Genomic DNA, 18,682 nt, shown 5'->3' on the forward strand with positions numbered 1-18,682 from the left:
GAGGAGAAACAGCATGATCGACGGCATCGACGCCAGCCAGCCGGCCTGGTTCTACGACTTCGTGTCGCCGTTTTCGTATCTGTTGCTGGAGCAGCAAGACAAGTGGCCCGGCTTCGATTTCGTGCCGACGCCGGTGCTGCTTTCCGAGCTATACCGCCACTGGGGCCAGCCGTTCGGCTCCGCGGTCCCGGCCAAGCGCGTGTTCACGTACCGGCACGCGCTCTTTCGCGCCGAGCAACTCGGCATTCCGTTCAAGATGCCGCCCGCTCATCCGTTCGACTCGGTCAGGCCGATGCTGCTCGCCATTGCGGCGGGCGGCGAGTTCGCGTGCGTGCGCGAGATCTTCCGCTTCATCTGGCGCGAGGGGCGCGACCCGTCGAGCGACGAGGGCTTCGAGCAGCTTTGCGAGCGCGTGGGCATTCCGCACGGCGAGTCGCTGATCGAGGAAGAAGTCGTGCGCGCGCAGTTGCGCCGCAACACCAACGACGCGATCGCGATGGGCGTATTCGGCGTGCCGACGTTCTGGATGAACAAGCAGCTCTTCTGGGGCGAAGACGCCTTGCCGATGGTGCTCTACTGCGCACGCAGCCCGAACTGGCTCGACTCGCGCGAGGTCAAGCGCATCAGCACGCTGCCTTCGGGGCTCGCGAAACCGGTTACCGAGTGACGGGCTGCGCGCCGCGGAACCATCCAACGCGTGCCGTTCTGATGTCGGTCATGCCGCGCACCCTATGGCGGTGGCGCGCGAGCAGGCATATGGTTATGGCTGAATCCGTGCGCGCAACGCTATGCGTCGTCGCGCACGCGCCCTTGCCCGCCACACCCCATGGACGACGATAACGCCCTCACCCTCGACATCTGGCTGGTGCGCGTGCTGCGCACGCTGCTGGTCGAGCGCAGCGTCACACAGGCCGCGCTGCGCCTGAACCAGACCCAGCCTGCCATCAGCACCGCACTGCGCCGGCTGCGCGAGATCCTGGGCGATCCGATCCTCGTGCGCGGCAAGGCCGGCATGGTGCCGACCGAGTACGGCGAGTCGCTGCTGCAGCACGCGCAGCGCATACTGCGCGACGTGGAGTTCGTGGCCACGCCGCACGGCGACTTCGACCCGGAACGCTCGAAGCGCACGTTCCGCCTCGCCGCCCCCGACTACCTCAACGACTTCTTCATGCCGACGCTGATCGCGCGCTTTCGCGAGACGGCGCCGGCGGCGCGGCTGGAGATCCTCTCACTCTCGCCCACGCTCGATCATCACGGCGCGCTGGACGCGGGCGAACTCGACATCGTGATCGGCAACTGGCCGAAGCCCGAGGCGCGTTTCGCGCGCAGCGACCTCTTCTCCGACAAGGTCGTCTGCATGATGCGGGCGGACCATCCACTCGCGCGCCGCGAACTCACGCGCGAGGCGTATCTCGCAGCTCCCCATCTCGCACCCACGCCCTACACGGGCTCCCATGCGAGCGCGATCGATCTGGGGTTTGCGAAGGCGAAAGCCGAGCGCCGCATCGTCGCGACGCTGCCCTACTTCGGGCTCGTGCCGCAGGTCTTGCTGCAATCGGATCTGATCTTCACGACGACCCGGCGCTTCGCGCAGCACTACGCGAAGCTCTTGCCCATCGCCGTCGTCGAGACGCCGTTCGCGTTTCCGCGCATTCACTGCTATCAGATGTGGCATCCGCAGCCGGACAGGCCGAGCGATGTCGGATGGCTGCGCGGATTGATCGAAGAGGTGTCGGGATCGTTGACCGCCGAGCGCGGGACGAAGCGTGCCGCGACGAAGAAGGCCGCGAGCGCGAAGAGCGAAGCGACGCCCACGCCGCCGCTCGAAGCTGCCTGAAATAACGCAAAGCAAACGCAAACGAACGCCCTCATCATCGAGGCGCGCCCGTTTCGCTTGTATGGCGTGTGGAATCAGGCGCGCTCGAGCGCGACCGTTCTCACCACCGCCGGGCGCTGCACCACCCGCATCTGCATGAGTTGCGCGGCGACCGCCACCGCAATCGACGCAGGCGCCTTGTCGACGATCCCCGTCACGCCGATCGGGCACGTCATCTCGTCCATGCGCTCGGCTTCCACGCCGCGCTCCATGAGCCGCCGCTCGAACTTCACGCGCTTCGTTTTCGAGCCGATGAGGCCAAACCATGCGAAATCGCGCCGCCGCATGATGCGCTCGCTCAACTCGAAGTCGAGCGCGTGATTGTGCGTCATCACGAGGAAGTACGCGCCCGCCGGCGCTTCGTCGACGATGGCCGCCGGCGTGTCCGTCGCTTCGATCTGCACGTTGGCGGGCACCTCGTCGGGGAACTGCTCGTCGCGCTCGTCCACCCACTGCACCACGCACGGCAGCATACCGAGCAGCGTGACGAGCGCATGGCCCACGTGGCCCGCGCCGAACAGCACGATGTGCATCGGCCCGTAGTGCGGCACCGGCGTGCTGCGGCGGCCGATGATCACGCGCCCGGTTTCGTCGACGCGCACGCAATGCTGAGGATGACGATTCATTTTGCAGCCCCCTCGCGCGCCATCGCCCGCACCGCGCGCACGCCCTTCAGGATTTCCTCGGCGGTGGCCGGCGCATTCATAGGCGGATTGAAGCGGTAATCGGCCACGCTCGCCACGGCGTCACGAATCGCGAAGAACACCGAGAACGGCAGCAACAGCGGCGGCTCGCCCACGGCCTTCGAGCGGTGGATGCTGTCTTCCGCGTTGCGGTTCTTGAAGAGCCGCACGTTGAATTCCGCTGGCGTGTCGTTTACGGTCGGGATCTTGTAGGTGGACGGCGCGTGCGTCATGAGCTTGCCGTCCGGCTTCCACCACAGTTCTTCCGTGGTGAGCCAGCCCATGCCCTGAATGAAGCCGCCTTCCACCTGGCCCACGTCGAGCGCCGGATTCAGCGACGCGCCCACGTCGTGCAGCGCATCGGCGCGCAGCACGCGCATTTCGCCCGTGAGCGTGTCGATGACGACTTCCGACACCGCCGCGCCATACGAGTAGTAGTAGAACGGCCGCCCGCGCAGCGTGGCCTGATCCCAGTACAGCTTGGGCGTGGTGTAGAAACCATCGGACCAGAGCTGGACGCGCGCGAGGTAGGCCTTCGACACCAACGTCTCGAACGGCACGACCGTCTCGCCCACGATCACGGAGTCGTTGGCGAAGCCCACGTCCGCGGCGCTGATTTCGCCCTTGCCGTAGGTCGTCGCCGCCAGCGCGGCGAGCCGCTCGCGCAGCTGGCGCGCGGCGTCCTGCGCCGCCTTGCCGTTCAGGTCGGTGCCGGTCGATGCCGCCGTGGCGGACGTGTTCGCGACCTTGCTGGTGTCTGTGGCGGTCACGCGCACACGGCCGAACTCGATGCCCAGTTCGTGCGCCACCACCTGCGCGACCTTCGTGTTCAGGCCCTGGCCCATTTCGGTGCCGCCGTGGTTCACGAGCACCGAGCCGTCGGTGTAGATGTGAACGAGCGCGCCCGCCTGGTTGAAGTGCGTGACGTTGAACGCAATGCCGAACTTGACCGGCGTGAGCGCAATGCCCTTCTTGAGCACATCGTTGTTCGCGTTGAATTCCCGAATCGCGGCGCGGCGCGCGCGATAGCCGCTCGTTTCCACCAGCTCGTCGATCAGCTCGTGAATGACGTTGTCCTCGACGACCTGGCCATAGGGCGTTTCGTTGTTCTGCGTCTTGCCGTAGAGATTGCGGCGGCGCACGTCGAGCGAATCGAGACCGAGCGTGCGCGCCACATCGTCCATGATGTACTCGATCGCGAACGCGCCCTGCGGGCCGCCGAAGCCGCGAAACGCCGTGTTCGACTGCGTGTTGGTCTTGCCGCAGAAACCGGCGATCGACACGTCGGGCAGCCAGTAGGCGTTGTCGAAGTGGCAAACGGCGCGCGTCATCACCGGGCCGGACAGGTCGGCGGAAAAGCCGCAGCGCGAGGTCATGTCGACCGACACGCCTTCGATCGTGCCCTCGTCGTCGTAGCCCACTTCATAGGTGTAGTGGAAATCGTGGCGCTTGCCCGTGACCATCATGTCGTCGTCGCGGTCGGGGCGCAGCTTCACGGGGCACAGGAGCTTCCAGGCGGCGAGCGCCGCGCAGCAGGCAAAGAGGCCCGACTGCGATTCCTTGCCGCCGAAGCCGCCGCCCATACGGCGGCATTCCACGAGCACGTTGTGCGAGGCGACGCCCAGCACATGCGCGACGAGGTGCTGCATCTCGCTCGGGTGCTGCGTGGAGCACCACACGTGCATGCCATCGTCGTCCTTAGGCACCGCGTAGGCAATCTGGCCTTCGAGGTAGAACTGCTCCTGGCCGCCCAGCAGCATCTCGCCTTCATGCCGATGCACGGCGCGTGCCGCGCGCGTGGACGCCTCGCCGCGCGCAAGCTTCATCGGCGGCAGCACCGACTGCTGCGCGGCGCGCGCCTGTTGCGCCGTGAGCACGGCGGGCAGCTCTTCGTACTGCACCTCGGCGCGGCGGGCGGCGAGGCGCGCCGTGTCGTGCGACGCCGCCACCACGATGAACATGGGCTGGCCCACGTACTGCACGACGCCGTCGGCGAGCACCGGATCGTCGTGGATGATCGGGCCGCAGTCGTTCACGCCGGGAATGTCCTCGGCGGTGAGCACCGCTACGACGCCCGGCGTCGCGCGCACCTTCGCGAGGTTCATCGACACGATGCGGGCGTGCGGCTTCTGCGAAAGCCCGAGGGCGGCGTGCAGCGTGCCGGCCACGACCGGAATGTCGTCGGTATAGGTGGCGCGGCCGCTCACGTGCAGATGCGCGGATTCGTGCGGGCGCGAGACGTGCACTTGCGCGAAGGGCTCGCGTGCCTTGAGTTCGTCCAGGAACGGTTCGGCTTGCTGGTTCATTGTTTCGTTCTCCGTATGTCTTTTCCGTTTCCCGAATGTCTCAAGCGGTTTCTGCGGCTACGTTGCGCACATTGAGCGCTTGCGGCGCGAGCGGGTTATGCGGACGCGTTTCGAGCCAGAAACGGTACAGCGTATTCTTCGCGGCTTCGAGGCGGTAGTCGCTCGTCGCGCGCATGTCGGATAGCGGCGCGTAGTCCTTGCCGAGCGCGATCATCGCGGCCTGGGCGGTGGCTTCGTGCCACTGCGCATGGGCCAGCACGCCTTCCGCGTGAGTCGCGCGCTTTGGTGTCGCGGCCATGCCGCCGAACGCGATGCGCGGCTCGCGGATCACGTCGCCATCGGCGATATAGGCGTAGGCGGCGCACACGGCCGAGATGTCCGAGTCGAAGCGCTTCGAGACCTTGTAGGTGCGAAATCGCAGGTTCGCGCGCGCGCCGGTGCGCGTGGGCACCTTGAGCGCGAGCACGAACTCGTGCTCGGCCATGTCCTTCTTCTGATAGGCGAGGTAGAGGTCTTCGAGCGGCATTTCGCGCTCGATCTCGCCGCCGCGCAGCACCACGCGCGCGCCGAGCGCGATGAGCCCGGGCATCGAGTCGCCGATGGGCGAGCCGTTCGCGACGTTGCCGCCGATCGTGCCCGCGTTGCGGATCGGCAGCGAGGCGAAGCGCTGCCACATCTCTTCGAGTTCCGGGTAATGCTTCGCGAGTGCCGCATAGCCGCGCTCGACGGTTACGCCCGCGCCGATCTCGATCCAGTCGTCGCTCACGTCGATGCGGCGCATCGCGTCGACCTGGCCCACGTAGACGATGTCGCCAAGTTCGCGCATCTGCTTCGTGACCCACAGGCCGATGTCGGTGCTGCCCGCGAGGATGCGCGTGTTGGGGCGCGCGGCCTTGATGGCGGCGAGCGCGTCGACGGTACGCGGCGCGTCGTACTGCTGGCCGCGGCTCTCGTAGTGGAAGGTGTCCTCGCGCTCGAGCGTGGCGAGGGTCTGGGCGAGCGCCTTCACGTCGATGGGCTGCTTCGGCGCATCGGCCTTGAACATCTGCTCGGCGGCGTCGAGGATCGGCCGGTAGCCCGTGCAGCGGCACAGGTTGCCCGTGAGCGCATTGGCGATCTCGTCGCGCGAAGGCACGCTGCACGCGCCCTTCGTGGCACAGGCGTGGTTGGGCTGGCCCGCGTGCTCGTGGCCATGCTTCTCGTAGAGCGCCCACATCGACATCACGAAGCCCGGCGTGCAAAAACCGCACTGCGAGCCGTGGCAGTCGACCATGGCCTGCTGCACGGGGTGCAGCGAGCCGTCGGGCTGGCGCAGGTCTTCGACGGTGAAGAGCGCGCGGCCGTCGAGCGTCGGCAGGAACTGGATGCAGGCGTTGACGGCCTTGAAGCTCACGCCGCCCGCCTCGTTGCGCTCGCCCACCACGACCGTGCAGGCGCCACAGTCGCCTTCGGCGCAGCCTTCCTTGGTGCCGGTGCAGCGCGCGTCTTCGCGCAGGTACTGGAGAACGGTGCGGGTGACGCCCGCGTCGCTGATTTCGCGAATCGCGTTGCGGTGGTAAAAGCGGATCGGCTGGCTCATGGTTTCTGGCTCGTCGTTGGATGCAGCTCGCAAAAGGCGTATGCCGCTCGAGTGGACGGTTCGAAAACTATCACTGCCAATATTGGCAACCCATAGCTACAGGAGCATGGGGGATATATCGTTGAGTCGATAAATCGGTGTGCTGCAGTGAGGCTGTGCTTATGTCGAAGCGTCTCGATTGCGCGATTTCAGGGCCAATTTGCGAATATCGGACATATTCGACTGACTATTAACCCGTTCGGACGCTGATTTCTCAGCCCGCACGGTCGGGCCAAGGCGCCGCCGCAACGCGAATTGCCGCCAACGTCGCGCAAAATCGCGGGATCTTCGCATCTGGGTTCCCGGTTGCAAAAGGCCGTCATCAGCGCAGAAAACGCGTGTTCTGCCCGCCGGAACAGCTTTTCAGTTTCTGCATAAAAACCGGTTCCATGGGAGAATCACGCCTTTCCCGCCGTTTTCCATCCGCATTTTCCCCATGTCCGCTGATTTGGCGCCCCCGCGCAAAGCCGCGTCGACGACCCTGCAGATCATTCCGGTCGTCTTTTTCACCTTCCTCTGCTACCTGACGATCGGCATTCCGCTCGCCGTGCTGCCGGGCTACGTGCACAACGACCTCGGCTTCAGCACCGTGGTGGCGGGCGCCGCCATCAGCGTGCAGTACATCGCGACGCTCTGCTCACGCGCGCTCGCGGGCCGCTCGGCGGATACGCTCGGCCCCAAGAAAACCGTGACGATCGGCCTGACGATCTGCGGCTCGAGCGGCGTGCTGCTGCTGCTCGGCACGCTCGTCGATCACTGGCCCGGCCTCTCGCTCGCGCTGCTGGTGGTGAGCCGCCTGTTGCTCGGCTGCGGCGAAAGCCTGTGCGGCACCGGCGCGATCCTCTGGGGCATCGGCCGCGTGGGCACCGCGCACAACGCGAAGGTGATCTCGTGGAACGGCATCGCCACCTATGGCGCACTCGCGATCGGCGCGCCGCTGGGCGTCGTGATGGCGCACGCCCTCGGATACTGGATGCTCGGCATTTCGGTCATCGCAATGGCCGCGCTCGGCTTCTGGCTCGCGCGGCCCATCGCGCCGGTGCCGGTCGTGCACGGCGAGCGCATGTCGTACCGCAGCGTGTTCACGCGCGTGCTGCCGCACGGCATCGGCCTCGCGCTCGGCTCGGCGGGCTTCGGCTCCATCGCGACCTTCATCACGCTGTTCTACGCCGCGCGCCACTGGCCCAACGCCGCGTTCACGCTCACGGTGTTCGGTCTGATGTTCATCGGCGCGCGTCTGTTGTTCGCCAATACCATCAAGCGCTTCGGCGGCTTCCGCGTCGCCATCGTCTCGTTCTCGTGCGAATGCGCGGGCCTCTTGCTGTTGTGGCTCGCGCCCACGCCGCAAGTCGCGCTCGCGGGCGCGGCGCTCACCGGCTTCGGCTTCGCACTCGTGTTCCCGGCGCTGGGCGTCGAGGCGGTCGGGCTCGTGCCGCCCGCCAGCCGCGGCGCGGCGCTCTCGGCCTACTCCGTGTTCCTCGATCTCTCGCTGGGCATTACCGGCCCGCTCGCAGGCTACGTGGCGAATCTGTTCGGCTATGGGTCGGTGTTTCTTTTCGCCGCGATCGCCGCAGCGTCCGCCGTGGCGCTTTCGGTTTCGCTTCATCGCAAGAGCGTGCGCGCGCACGCGGGACAAGATACGCAAAGCACGAGCAACGCAAACCCCGCCGCGGGGAATAAGTCGTAGGCGCGCGGCGTTAGTTACTATGTCGATGCCAGCGTTCGCGACAAGCCGCGCGACGCGTCCGCAATGCACCCGCAGGTCGGCGTCGTTGGCAATAGCGCGGCTAATGCTTCGCCGGATGCCCCTGCGCGGGACTTCCTGCGAGCTTACCCAGGAGGAAATCATCATGAAGCGATTCAGGATGGTTCTTGCGTGTCTCGTCTGCCTCGGCATGGCCGCGGTTTCCGGGTCCGTTGCCGCGAGTGGCGATATGAATCAAGGCGGTAACGGCGCGTCGAGCAGTTCAACCAACTCTTCAGGCGGTGGCTATTGAGCGCCGCAAGCCGCATTGCGCGGTACGTCGCCGGGCGCAAACTTCCTGGCCCACAAGGCACGCCGGACTGTAAATTCGTTCGCGTTCCGGTCCGGCGCGCGGATTGTGTGGTTGCCCAGGAACTTCCGGGAAACCCGGACGCGTTCGCTTACATCGGCGGGACGACGCCGTTCTTTTCGACCACCACGCGCTGCGCGGCATACGCACCCTGTGACGCGGATTTCGCGACCACGAACACTTGCTTGCCTGGCGCCAGATCGGAGCGCGCAGCCGGCACGAAGGTGACGATCGGTACATTGGGCGGTACCGTGACCTCATTGCTGCCGCCTTTGTACGACAGCTTCAGATTGCGGCCGTCCGTGCCCTGCACGACAGTATCGACATTCGCGTTGGTCATCGTGCTGTTCGGGCCGAGGTCCCACGCGTAGTGTCCCTCGCCCGTGCCGCGCGCGGCTTCCGGGAAGACCACGACTTCGGTCGCCGTCAGCCTGCCATCAGTACCGGTCGTCGCGGCCGTGCCGACGAACGTACCCGGCTTGATGTCGGATAGCTGCATCGCCTTGACAGACGAGACGGGAACGTTGGCCGCAAGATCGATCGACACCGTATCGCCACTGCGTCGATGGACCTTGAGAACATCGCCATCGAGAGAAACGATACTGCCGCGAATACGCACGGGCTTCGCGTCAGGCGTTTGCGCCAGCGCGCTGCCGGCAAGCGCCATTGCGGCAAGAGTCGCTGCAACTTTGAGTCGAATGGTCATGAATGCTCCATGTAGCGGATATGCGTTGAGGAAAGAGTCGATTGCACTTCAGGAACCGCCGAACCAGTTGTAGCCCTGGTTCTCCCAGTAACCGCCGGGATACTCGTTCGTCACCGTGATGGCGACGATATGCTTTGGATTCTTGTAGCCGAGTTTGGTCGGCATGCGCAGCTTCATCGGAAAGCCGTATTTCGGCGGCAGCACGTCCCCGTCATAGGTCAGCGTAAGCAACGTTTGCGCGTGCAACGCTGTTGGCATATCAATGCTGGTCCAATAGTTGTCGGCACAATGGAACGCGACGTACTTCGCTGTCGTGTCGGCCCCGGCACGGCGGAGAAAATCGGAGAAACGCACACCGCCCCAGTGCCCAATGGCGCTCCAGCCCTCGATGCAGATATGACGCGTGATCTGGCTTTCTTGTGGCAGCGCTCGTAGTTCGTCGAGGGTCCATATGCGTTTGCCGTTCGCACGTCCTCCCACTTGCAGCCGATAAGTCGCAGCGTCGACTTCCGGCACGTCGTCGATGTCATAGAACGCATTGAAAGGGAAAGGCCGTGTGATCATCGACTGCGGATACATCGGTGCCATCTTGTTCGGATCGAACAGCAGCGCCTGCACGCGATCATTGAAGAACGACATCTTGCGCAGCATGGTATTCACCGACTTGTCGTTCGAGAGATCGCAGCCCGAGAGCATCGCAATGCCGCCGAGCGAGAGTATGTGTCTGCCGAGCAACCTGCGAGCGGGACTCTTCAATTCGCTGCGCGCGTCCTTGATGATCGAATCCGCGTTTGAAACGAGAAACGCATTAAGTGGCTTTTTTCGAGGGTTCATGTTCGATCACCGTCCGCGAACCATCAGGCGCAGCGAGCGCGGCACAAGCGCGACCATGACGACGTGCGCCACGAAAAACGCTACGAGAACGCTCATGGCAAAGAAGTGGACGACCCGTGCGTTGTCGTACCCCCCCATGAGCGTTCGCAGCAGGGGAAACTGAACCGATTTCCAGACCGCGAGGCCGGAAAGGATCACGACTGCAATGTCGACGATAACCACGACATACGCCAGTTTCTGAACGGCGTTGTAGCGCGCCAGATCTTCGTGTGCCAGCTTGCCGCGCAGCGCGGCGACAAGGTCCCGGCGTAGCGTACTCAAGCGGATCGGGAGAAGCTTTCTCCACAAGCGCCTTGAAAGGAGATTGAGGCACACGTAGACGAGGTAATTCGCGACCAGCACCCACATGATCGCGAAATGCCACTGCAATGCGCCGCCCAGCCAGCCGCCCAAGGTCATGCTCGCGGGAAATTTCAGGCCGGCAAAGATAGGCGAGGCATCGTAAATCTGCCAGCCGCTGGTCACCATCAGCACGACCGCGACGGCGTTGATCCAGTGTGTCGCGCGGACCCGGAGAGGCTGAATGATCGTTCGGCTCATGTGCAGGTTTCGTGGAAGTTGTTCGTCTGCGATCGGATCTGGCCCGATCGTTCCGTGGTCGGCTCCTTGTTGGTGGGTAAACCTCCTACTCACGTCCCTATTCCACTGCTGCCGGGGAATTTTTCCTTTCAGTTTTCCGACAGGCACGAACACCGAAATCACGTTGAGCGCATCGGGCTTTGAAGCGCAGCGGAATAAAGGGAGCATGCAGAACGTTTTCCCGGTGTCCTCATTTCGTCACAAGGCCGTGGTGCTATCTCGACAGATGCTTTCCGCGTGAACGGGGCATGCCGGCAACAAAAGAGTGGTCCACCTGTCAGTACGGCGGCGGCACAACTTTTGCGCGCGTCCGAGCACATGCGATTGCTGCTCGCCGCGGGCGGCTCCCGCCCGGAAAAGTGGAGGTAAAGAGCGTGCTGGGTCGCAACCCCATCCGTCGGCGTGGCGTGACCTTGGTTTGTCTCAAACCCCACGCAAGCGCAATCGCAATGTTTGCCTGCACTGCCATTGCAGCTGTCGGGGTCAGCGCCGATCCTGTCGACACGTCCGCACCGCTGGCCCAGTATCGGCTCGATCCGGCCCGTTCCGGTGTGACATTCGACGTCGCGAACGCCTGGCACTCGAATCTCACGATGCGCTTTAGCCGCGTAGGTGCCGAGCTCGATGGATTCCAGGGCGCGGCTTCGGGCCGCGTGGTGGTGACGATCGACGCGACAAGCCTCGAAGCGAACGCGCCGTTTGTCACCCGAATCGTCGAAAGCGGCGGCATGCTCGACGTGGCGCATTATCCGGCCATTCGCTTCGTCAGCACCCGCCTTGTCCGGATCGGTCCGTTCAATGGCCTGTTGACAGGGGATCTGACGATCCGCACGACGACTCGCCCCGTCACGCTCGATGTCACCTTCGACACAGCTCCGGACGATCCACCGGGCGCTCCCGAGACGCTGGCCTTCTCCGCCGACGGCCATTTCAGCCGGGCAGCGTTCGGGCTGACGAAATGGTCCTCGGCAGTCGGGGATGACGTGCACATGAGAATCCGCGCCGAATTCGTCAAGGAACGTGCCGATCCGTGAATCGGCGGTCTGCTTCCGGTTCGAACAGAGACCTATCCCGGGAATCTGCCAGGAGCCATAAAAAAACCGCACGCGGCAACTACGCCGGATGCGGCCCGGACTGCAAACGTATGGGGACTCGAGGTGGCCAGGCGCCGCCTGCGCTTACTTCTTCACGGCAGTCGGATCGAGGTTCTTGCCGGTGGCCTCGTTATAGCGCTGCACGTATTCCTCGGTGAGCTTGCGCACCGCGCGGCCGATCTTGCGATAGTCCGACTCGTTGAGGTTCGCGAGCGACACGCGGCCCGAAGGATGCGGCGTGCCGAAACCCTTGCCCGGCAGCAGCACCACGCGCGCTTCCTCCGCGAGACGGAACAGCAACTCGTTGGGCTTGACCTGCTTGAGCAGCCAGTCGACGAATTCGCGCCCAAAGCGCTTCTCGCCCATGTATTCCATGTCGAGGATCGTGTAGTAGTCGACCTGGTTCGGATCGCCCTCGCCGTAGGGCACGCCCATTTCCTCGAAGAGCGCGCGCTTGCGGTTGCGAATGAGGCGCTTGAGCGCGTTCTTGTACGCGTCGGGCGTGTCCATGAGCGAGAACAGCGAGAACAGCACCATCTGCACCTGCTGCGGCGTCGAAAGACCGGCCGTGTGGTTCAGCGCGACAGTACGGCTGTCGGCCACCAGACGGTCGATGAACTTGAGCTTGTCCGGCTCGGTGGTGATCGACTCGTAGCGCTTGTGCAGTGCCTTCTTCTCGTCCTTCGGCAGCTTTGCGAGCGTGTGGTCGAGCACGTTGTCGCGGTGCGTGGCGATCGCACCCAGACGCCAGCCGGTCGCGCCGAAGTACTTCGAATACGAGTACACGAGAATCGTGTTCTTCGGCGCGAGCGCGAAGAGCGAGACGAAGTTGTCGGCGAAGGTGCCGTACACGTCGTCGGTCAGGATGATGAGGTCCGGACGCTCCTTCACGATCTCAGCGATGTACTCGAGGCTCGCGTCGTCGATCTTTACCGAAGGCGGGTTACTCGGGTTCACGAGGAAGAACGCCTTGACCTTCGGGTCGCGCAGCTTGTCGAGCTCCTTCTTCGAGTACTGCCAGTTGTTTTCCACCGTGGCGTTCAGATGCACCACGTTGAGCTGGTAGTCGTTGAGTTCCGGAATCTCGATGTACGGCGTGAAAATCGGCATGCCGAGCGCGATGGTGTCGCCCGCCTTGATCAGGAAGTTCTCGCGCATCGTGTTGAAGATGTACGTCATGGCCGCCGTGCCGCCTTCTACCGCGAACACGTCGAACTCGCCGACGAACGGATGCTTGCCGATCATCTCGCGGCGCAGATACTGCCCGACGATGATCTCCGAAAGCTTGAGCATGCGATCCGGCACCGGGTAATTGCAGGCGAGAATGCCTTCGCACATCTCATAGAGAAAGTCGCCCGCCGAGAGCCCCAGCTGATCGCGCACGTACGACACCGCGCCCGCGAGGAACCTGATGCCGGGCTGCCCCTTGTTCTCGCGCACGAACAGGTCGAAGCGCTCGACGATGCCGTCGCGCTGCGGGAAGCCGCCCACGCCCTCGGGCATGTAGGCAAACGAGCGCTCGGACTCCCGCATGGCGAAGAGGCCGAGTTGCCAGAAGCCGTGACGCGGAATCGTGGCGAGGAAGTTGGGGTTGCCGCGGCCCGCGTTGAGCATCGCGAGATTGGCCGGGCGCGCGGTCGCGCCGCCGCCGGCCGCCTTGATGAGTTCGTCCTTCAGCTCGAACGGGCTCAGTGCATCGAGACCCGACTTTTCTTTCGCGCCGTTACCCTTCGCTTTCGTTGCCATGGTGTTCTCCATTGGAAGACGTTGCGTGTGCCGCGCGCTTTTTTCCTCGCGCAGCACACGTTGAGTGCATGTCATGCAAGACCGACCACGAGCGGCCCGAGCAGCGTGAGCAGCACGTTCGCGATCGCATAGGTAATGGCGAACGGCACGGTGGGGACCGCGCTTTCCGCCTTGTCGAGAATGCCGCCGAACGCCGGGTTCGCACTGCGCGCGCCGGACAGCGCGCCCGCCAGAATGGCCGCGTTGTTGTACTTGAGCACGTAGCGGCCAAACAGCATCGTGAGGAAGAGCGGCACCAGCGTCACCACCACGCCTAGCAGGAAGATCGTGATGCCGCTCTGCTTGACCGTCACAACGGCCTGCAGGCCCGAGTTCAGGCCGACCACCGCGACGAACGCCGCAAGCCCGAAGTCCTTGAGCAGTAGCGAAGCCGCGGGCGGCATCACGCCGTACATGGGGTGCTTGCCGCGCATCCAGCCGAACACGAGACCCGCGAGCAGGCAGCCGCCGCCCGAGCCGAGCGTGAGCGGAATGCCGGCCACGTTCACGACGATCAGGCCCACCAGCAGGCCGAGCACGAGGCCCACGCCCATGTAGATGAAGTCGGTCTTGTTGCTGTACGCGAGTTCGTAGCCGGCGGCCTGCACGGCGCGTTTCGTATCCGTTGCGGTGCCATAGATCGTCACCACGTCGCCGTGCTCGAGCTTCGTTTCGGGCAGGAGCGGCACGGGCTGGCCAACACGTTCGATCTTCTCGATGTACACACCGTGACGCAGATCGCGGTCCACGTTCCTGCGCACTTCGGCAATCGTCGTGTGGTTCATGCCCTTGCGCGTGAAGACGAGCCGGCGCGTTTGCATCACGAGGCTCATGCCGCCCGAGTCCGGCACTTCCGGCCCGATCAGCGCGCCCACTTCGACCATCTGCTCGCGGCGGCCCACCACCAGCACGACATCGTCGCGGCTCAGCACGAAGTCGGGGGTGGCGTCGAGCACCTTGCCGGCGCGGCGAATCTTCTCGACCGCGACGAAATCGCTCTCGGCCAGCTCGATCTGCTTGACGGTCTTGCCCGCCGCTTTCTCGACACGGAACACGCGCCCGAACAACTCAGGCAGCGCCGTGATCTGGCCCGGCCCCGCGGCGGCGTTGCCGCCCGACATCTCGCGCTCGGCGTCCGCGGAGGCGTCCTTGAGGCTGCGGCCCATGAACTTCGGCAGGATGTTCACGCAGACGATGATCGCGCCGAGCGAGCCGAACACGTAGGTGACGGCGTAGCCGATCGCGACGTCGGCCTGCATGGCCTTCACCTGATCGGGCGGCAAGCCCAGGCGCGCGATCGCGTCGCCGGCCGTGCCGATGATGGCCGACTGCGTCATGCCGCCCGCCGCGAGACCGGCGGCAAGGCCCTTGTTGAGGTGAAAGAGCTTCGCGCAAACCAGCACGGTGGCGAGACCCGCCACGGCCATGAACACGGCCATGGCGATTTCGCGCAGCGTCTTGCGGTTCAGCGAGTTGAAGAAGCCGGGGCCCGAGTCGTAGCCCACGGCGTAGATGAAGACGGCGAACATCACCGCCTTCACGCCGTTGTCGACGGTCACGCCCACCTGGCTCACGACGACGGCGGCGAGCAGCGAGCCGCCCACGCCGCCTAGCTGGAACCTGCCGAAATTGATCTGACCGATCCAGTAGCCAACGGCCAGAGAAAGAAATAGCGCGATTTCCGGGGATTTGTGAAAGATGTCATGTAGCCATTCCATCGTGTCCTCGCTTTGAGAAAGAACCCCTTGCTGCTGGGGATGGCCGGCAATGAAACACCGCCGGCCAGATCGAGCCGAAAACACCAGCCAAAATTCGTCAGCCAAACTTCGCCGCGAGCCCTACCACCACGGGGCCCATGAGCGGCAAGAGGATGTTCGAGAGCGCGTAGGTGATCGTGTAGCCGATCACGGGAGTCGAGTTGCCGGCTACGCCGACGAGCGCACTGATCGCCGGCGTGCTGCACTGCTGGCCGGCAATGGCGCCGAGCAGCATCGGCGCTTCGAGCTTGAGGAACATGTGCCCGATCCACAGTGAGAGGAGCCCGGGAATCAGCACCATCAGAATGCCGGCGAGCGGCAGCGCGAGACCGTACTCGCGCACGAGCTTGATGGCGTCGGGGCCGGCGGAAAGCCCGACGGCCGCGATGAAGGTGGCAAGACCAAAGTCCTTGAGCACCTGCGCGGCGGCCGAGGGCAGCGAGCCTACCAGGGGGTAACGCGAGCGCAGCCAGCCGAAGAACAGACCCGAGAGCAAGCACCCGCCGCCCGTGCCGAGCACCAGCGTGACGCCGCCCACGTTCACGCCGAAACGCCCGATCATCATGCCGACCAGCACGCCGAGGCCCAGATAGACGAAGTCGGTCTTCTGGGTCTGCTGGATCACGTAGCCAAGACGCTTCGCGCCGCGCGCGACGTCGCTGGGCGTGCCGACCAGCGTCAGCACGTCGCCGCGATGCACGACCATGCCGGGCAAGGCGGGCACCGTGTTGTCGAGCCGCGTGATCGCGCCGACGTAGATGCCGCGGCCCGCTTCCGGCGCGGCGCGCTCGCGCATTTGCGCGAGCGTGAGGCCGTTGACGTCGCGCTGCGTGACCATCACGTCCACGCGTTTCGCGAGCAGCTTGAACAAGCCCTCGCCCGGCATCTCTTCGCCGAGACTGCCTGCTGCTTCGATCACGGCTTCGCGGCGCCCGGCGATCAGCACGATGTCACCCGGCTGCAGCACGGACTGCGCATTGGCATCCAGTTGGCGTCCCTCGCGCAGCACGTACTCGATCGTGACGTTGTTGCCAAAACGCGCCTCGAAGGCGGCGACTGCGGCGCCGGCTGCGGGACCCACCTTGAACGCGCGACCTTCGAGCGGCGCGAGCGCGAGCCGCTGTCCTTCGTCGAGCGCGCCGTCGCCGCCGAGCTTGCGATACAGGCGCGCGGCCTCTTCCCGCAGGTTCACGCGCAGGATCAGCGGGGCAATCTGGCTCGTGAAGAGCACGATGGTGATGAGGCCAAAGAGGTAGCTCACGCTGTATGCGGTCACGATATGCGCCTGCAGCGTGCTCACCTGGGCGTCGGTCAGGCCGAGCCGCGTGATCGCTTCGGAAGCCGTGCCGATCACGGCCGATTCGGTCGCCGCGCCCGCGAGCAGGCCCGCCGCTGTGCCCGCATCGAGCTTCATCACGACGACCGCGATCATGACGAGCGCCATGACCGAGACGATCTCGACGATCGAGAGCAGTCCGTAGCGCCAGCCGCGCCCGACGTTCGCGAAGAACTGCGGACCGCCCGTGAAGCCGAGCGCGAAGATGAAGAGTGCGAAGGCGACGTTCTTGAGGTCGGGCGAGATGCGCGCGCCGGTTTGCCCGAGCACGAGCGCGACGATCAGCGTGCCGCACACGCCTCCGAGGGAGATCGGACCGAAGCGGATCGAACCAATCAGATAACCGAGCGCGAGGCTCACGAACAGGGCAATCTCGGGTTGCGACTTCAGCAATTCGACGATCATGTCTGGTCTGCCGATTTACGTTTTAGTTAGCCCGAAAGCGTGCTCAAAAAACGAGCGGTAATGCACATTAAATAACATGCAGCGCTAATTCCCGGTCGTTATTTTCCCTCACGCACAACGATTCATTCATACAGAAAAAGCGTCAACACGCGCTTAATTCCGGCTCGTAAATGACGGGAAATTCACCGACCGCAATGACTCACAATTCGCCAGAGGCAAAGGGCGCCCCGCCCGGAAGCTGGCAGTTCTGACAGACATCCGCTGCTTGCGTGAATTACGCAAACACGTTATCCGCAATGCACAATATTTAGATAGTGACAAAAACGCACAACGCATTCCTCACTCAATACATGCCGACTGCGTATTGGATCTTTTACAAGTAAGAAATGCTGCCGTGTGTTGAGATAGATATTGTAATTCTCACGGACTGTCAATATTATTTTTGTTAGATTCCCGCAGTCGTCCATCGCAGTAGTTCATTCGAGGCACATTGACCAGAACAACGCGACACATCGCTTCGTTCCTCAACTTCGCCAGCAGTTGCGGTGTCCCTCAACCGGTCCATGCATCGAGCATACGAGGCTACACATGAACCAGATACATGCCATGCGCGTCTTCGTCAGGGTGGCGGAAACCGGGAGCTTTCGTCGCGCCGCGCAGCAGCTCGACGTCTCCAACGCGCTCGTCACGCGCTCCGTCGCGATGCTCGAGGCGCACCTGAATGCACGCCTAATCAATCGCACCACGCGCAATCTCGCGCTCACCGAGGCAGGCCAGCGCTACCTCGAAGGCTGTCGTTGCGTGCTGGAGGAACTCGATCATCTGGAGCGCTCACTGGCGCACACGGAAAGCGAGCCGAGCGGCACGCTGCGCGTGGTGGCCGCCGGCGCGCTCTCGCTTGCCACGCTCACGCCGCTCATCGACGGCTACCGGCGTCTGTATCCTCGCGTGAACGTGCGCCTCACGCTCGCCGAACGGCCCGTGGATCTCATGGAAGACGGCTTCGACGTGGGCATCGTCGGCGCCACGCCCGCACGCAACGGCGAGTGCGTGGAGCGCGCGCTCGGCACCACGACGTTCGTCCCCTGCGCGGCGCCCGCATGGCTCGCCGAGCACGGCGAGCCGCATACCCCCGAGGAGCTCGCGCAATGCGCGGCGGTCGCGCTGCCTCCCGAGGAGCGCAGCGCGACATGGCAGTTCGCGAAGCCCGGCGAGCGAGCGCAGCAGGTCACGCTGCAGCCCGGCTACGCCGTCAACAACATGCTGATGGTGCGGCTCGCCGCGCTGGCCGGCATGGGCGTGGCGGTCGTGCCCGCGCCGCTCGTCGCCGACGACTTTACCGCGGGCACGTTGCGGCGGCTACTGCCCGACTATGACATCGACGATCCCGACGCCCGCATGTCCATCGTCTATCCGAGCCGCCAGTATTTGCCCGCGAAGACGCGTCGCTTCGTCGACTACACGGTCGAGCATTTCGAGCTTGCGCGTCATGGATCGCCCATCGCGGCGAGTTCCAATGGCGCAGCGAGCCGGCCGCTGAGCGTGGCGTGAGCACACAGCGAGCGGGCGTAGTGTGCCGACCCGATGGT

Annotated in this window: 14 protein-coding genes; 5 read left to right on the top strand and 9 right to left on the bottom strand. The window is 64.5% G+C overall.

Annotated features, from left to right (window positions below; all coding sequences use genetic code 11):
- The first annotated feature begins 13 nt into the window (after positions 1–13).
- Together AB3X98_RS11210 and AB3X98_RS11215 are read left to right on the top strand one after the other, a co-directional pair.
- Positions 14–667 (top strand): 2-hydroxychromene-2-carboxylate isomerase, encoded by a 654-nt coding sequence (locus tag AB3X98_RS11210; protein WP_342947738.1) that lies wholly within the window; start codon positions 14–16, stop codon positions 665–667.
- Between the two features lie 159 nt (positions 668–826).
- The gene (locus tag AB3X98_RS11215; protein ID WP_368603935.1) at positions 827–1,837 is read left to right on the top strand and encodes a LysR family transcriptional regulator; all 1,011 of its coding nucleotides are present in this window, start codon (positions 827–829) and stop codon (positions 1,835–1,837) included.
- A gap of 74 nt (positions 1,838–1,911) precedes the next feature.
- Here the strand turns inward: AB3X98_RS11215 and xdhC are convergent, their stop codons facing one another.
- From xdhC to xdhA, 3 genes are read right to left on the bottom strand one after another with little or no spacing between them, the layout of a single operon-like run.
- Positions 1,912–2,502: a xanthine dehydrogenase accessory protein XdhC gene (gene xdhC / locus AB3X98_RS11220; protein WP_368603936.1), complete on the bottom strand. Its 591-nt coding sequence runs from the start codon at positions 2,500–2,502 to the stop codon at positions 1,912–1,914.
- Entirely contained in the window at positions 2,499–4,865 is a 2,367-nt protein-coding gene (gene xdhB, locus AB3X98_RS11225) for a xanthine dehydrogenase molybdopterin binding subunit (RefSeq protein WP_368603937.1), read from the bottom strand. The genes xdhC and xdhB overlap by 4 nt, the downstream gene beginning before the upstream one ends.
- A 40-nt stretch (positions 4,866–4,905) precedes the next feature.
- Positions 4,906–6,444 (bottom strand): xanthine dehydrogenase small subunit, encoded by a 1,539-nt coding sequence (xdhA, locus tag AB3X98_RS11230; protein ID WP_368603938.1) that lies wholly within the window; start codon positions 6,442–6,444, stop codon positions 4,906–4,908.
- Positions 6,445–6,919: 475 nt separating this feature from the next.
- Between xdhA and AB3X98_RS11235 the strand changes: the two genes are divergently transcribed.
- Positions 6,920–8,170 carry an MFS transporter gene (locus AB3X98_RS11235; RefSeq protein ID WP_083245529.1) on the top strand — a complete coding sequence of 417 codons (1,251 nt, stop codon included), beginning with the start codon at positions 6,920–6,922 and terminating at the stop codon, positions 8,168–8,170.
- Positions 8,171–8,628: 458 nt separating this feature from the next.
- Here the strand turns inward: AB3X98_RS11235 and AB3X98_RS11240 are convergent, their stop codons facing one another.
- The 3 genes from AB3X98_RS11240 to AB3X98_RS11250 are packed head-to-tail and all read right to left on the bottom strand — an operon-like array spanning position 8,629 to position 10,677.
- On the bottom strand, positions 8,629–9,243 hold the full coding sequence (locus AB3X98_RS11240) for a hypothetical protein (RefSeq protein WP_069267741.1): 615 nt from the start codon (positions 9,241–9,243) through the stop codon (positions 8,629–8,631).
- Positions 9,244–9,291: 48 nt separating this feature from the next.
- Entirely contained in the window at positions 9,292–10,077 is a 786-nt protein-coding gene (locus AB3X98_RS11245) for a molybdopterin-dependent oxidoreductase (RefSeq protein WP_368603939.1), read from the bottom strand.
- Positions 10,078–10,083: 6 nt separating this feature from the next.
- Positions 10,084–10,677 carry a cytochrome b/b6 domain-containing protein gene (locus AB3X98_RS11250; RefSeq protein WP_368603940.1) on the bottom strand — a complete coding sequence of 198 codons (594 nt, stop codon included), beginning with the start codon at positions 10,675–10,677 and terminating at the stop codon, positions 10,084–10,086.
- A gap of 488 nt (positions 10,678–11,165) precedes the next feature.
- On the opposite strand from AB3X98_RS11250, the gene AB3X98_RS11255 reads away from it, so the two are divergent.
- Positions 11,166–11,750, top strand: coding sequence for a YceI family protein (locus tag AB3X98_RS11255; protein WP_368610246.1), 585 nt, complete (start codon positions 11,166–11,168; stop codon positions 11,748–11,750).
- A gap of 144 nt (positions 11,751–11,894) precedes the next feature.
- On the opposite strand, the gene AB3X98_RS11260 is transcribed toward AB3X98_RS11255, so the two are convergent.
- The 3 genes from AB3X98_RS11260 to aspT (AB3X98_RS11270) form a co-directional block, all read right to left on the bottom strand.
- Positions 11,895–13,556, bottom strand: a complete 1,662-nt coding sequence (locus AB3X98_RS11260; RefSeq protein ID WP_368603942.1) for a bifunctional aspartate transaminase/aspartate 4-decarboxylase — start codon at positions 13,554–13,556, stop codon at positions 11,895–11,897.
- Between the two features lie 71 nt (positions 13,557–13,627).
- A complete protein-coding gene (gene aspT / locus AB3X98_RS11265; RefSeq protein ID WP_368603943.1) occupies positions 13,628–15,313 on the bottom strand; it encodes an aspartate-alanine antiporter in 1,686 nt (561 codons plus the stop codon).
- Positions 15,314–15,410: 97 nt separating this feature from the next.
- Positions 15,411–17,093: an aspartate-alanine antiporter gene (gene aspT, locus AB3X98_RS11270; protein WP_368603944.1), complete on the bottom strand. Its 1,683-nt coding sequence runs from the start codon at positions 17,091–17,093 to the stop codon at positions 15,411–15,413.
- 588 nt (positions 17,094–17,681) lie between these two features.
- Between aspT (AB3X98_RS11270) and AB3X98_RS11275 the strand changes: the two genes are divergently transcribed.
- Complete coding sequence (locus AB3X98_RS11275) at positions 17,682–18,644, top strand: LysR family transcriptional regulator (protein ID WP_368603945.1); 963 nt, start codon at positions 17,682–17,684, stop codon at positions 18,642–18,644.
- Positions 18,645–18,682 lie beyond the last annotated feature (38 nt).

The sequence above is a fragment of the Paraburkholderia sp. BR14312 genome (assembly GCF_040948675.1).
Lineage (GTDB): Bacteria > Pseudomonadota > Gammaproteobacteria > Burkholderiales > Burkholderiaceae > Paraburkholderia > Paraburkholderia nodosa_A.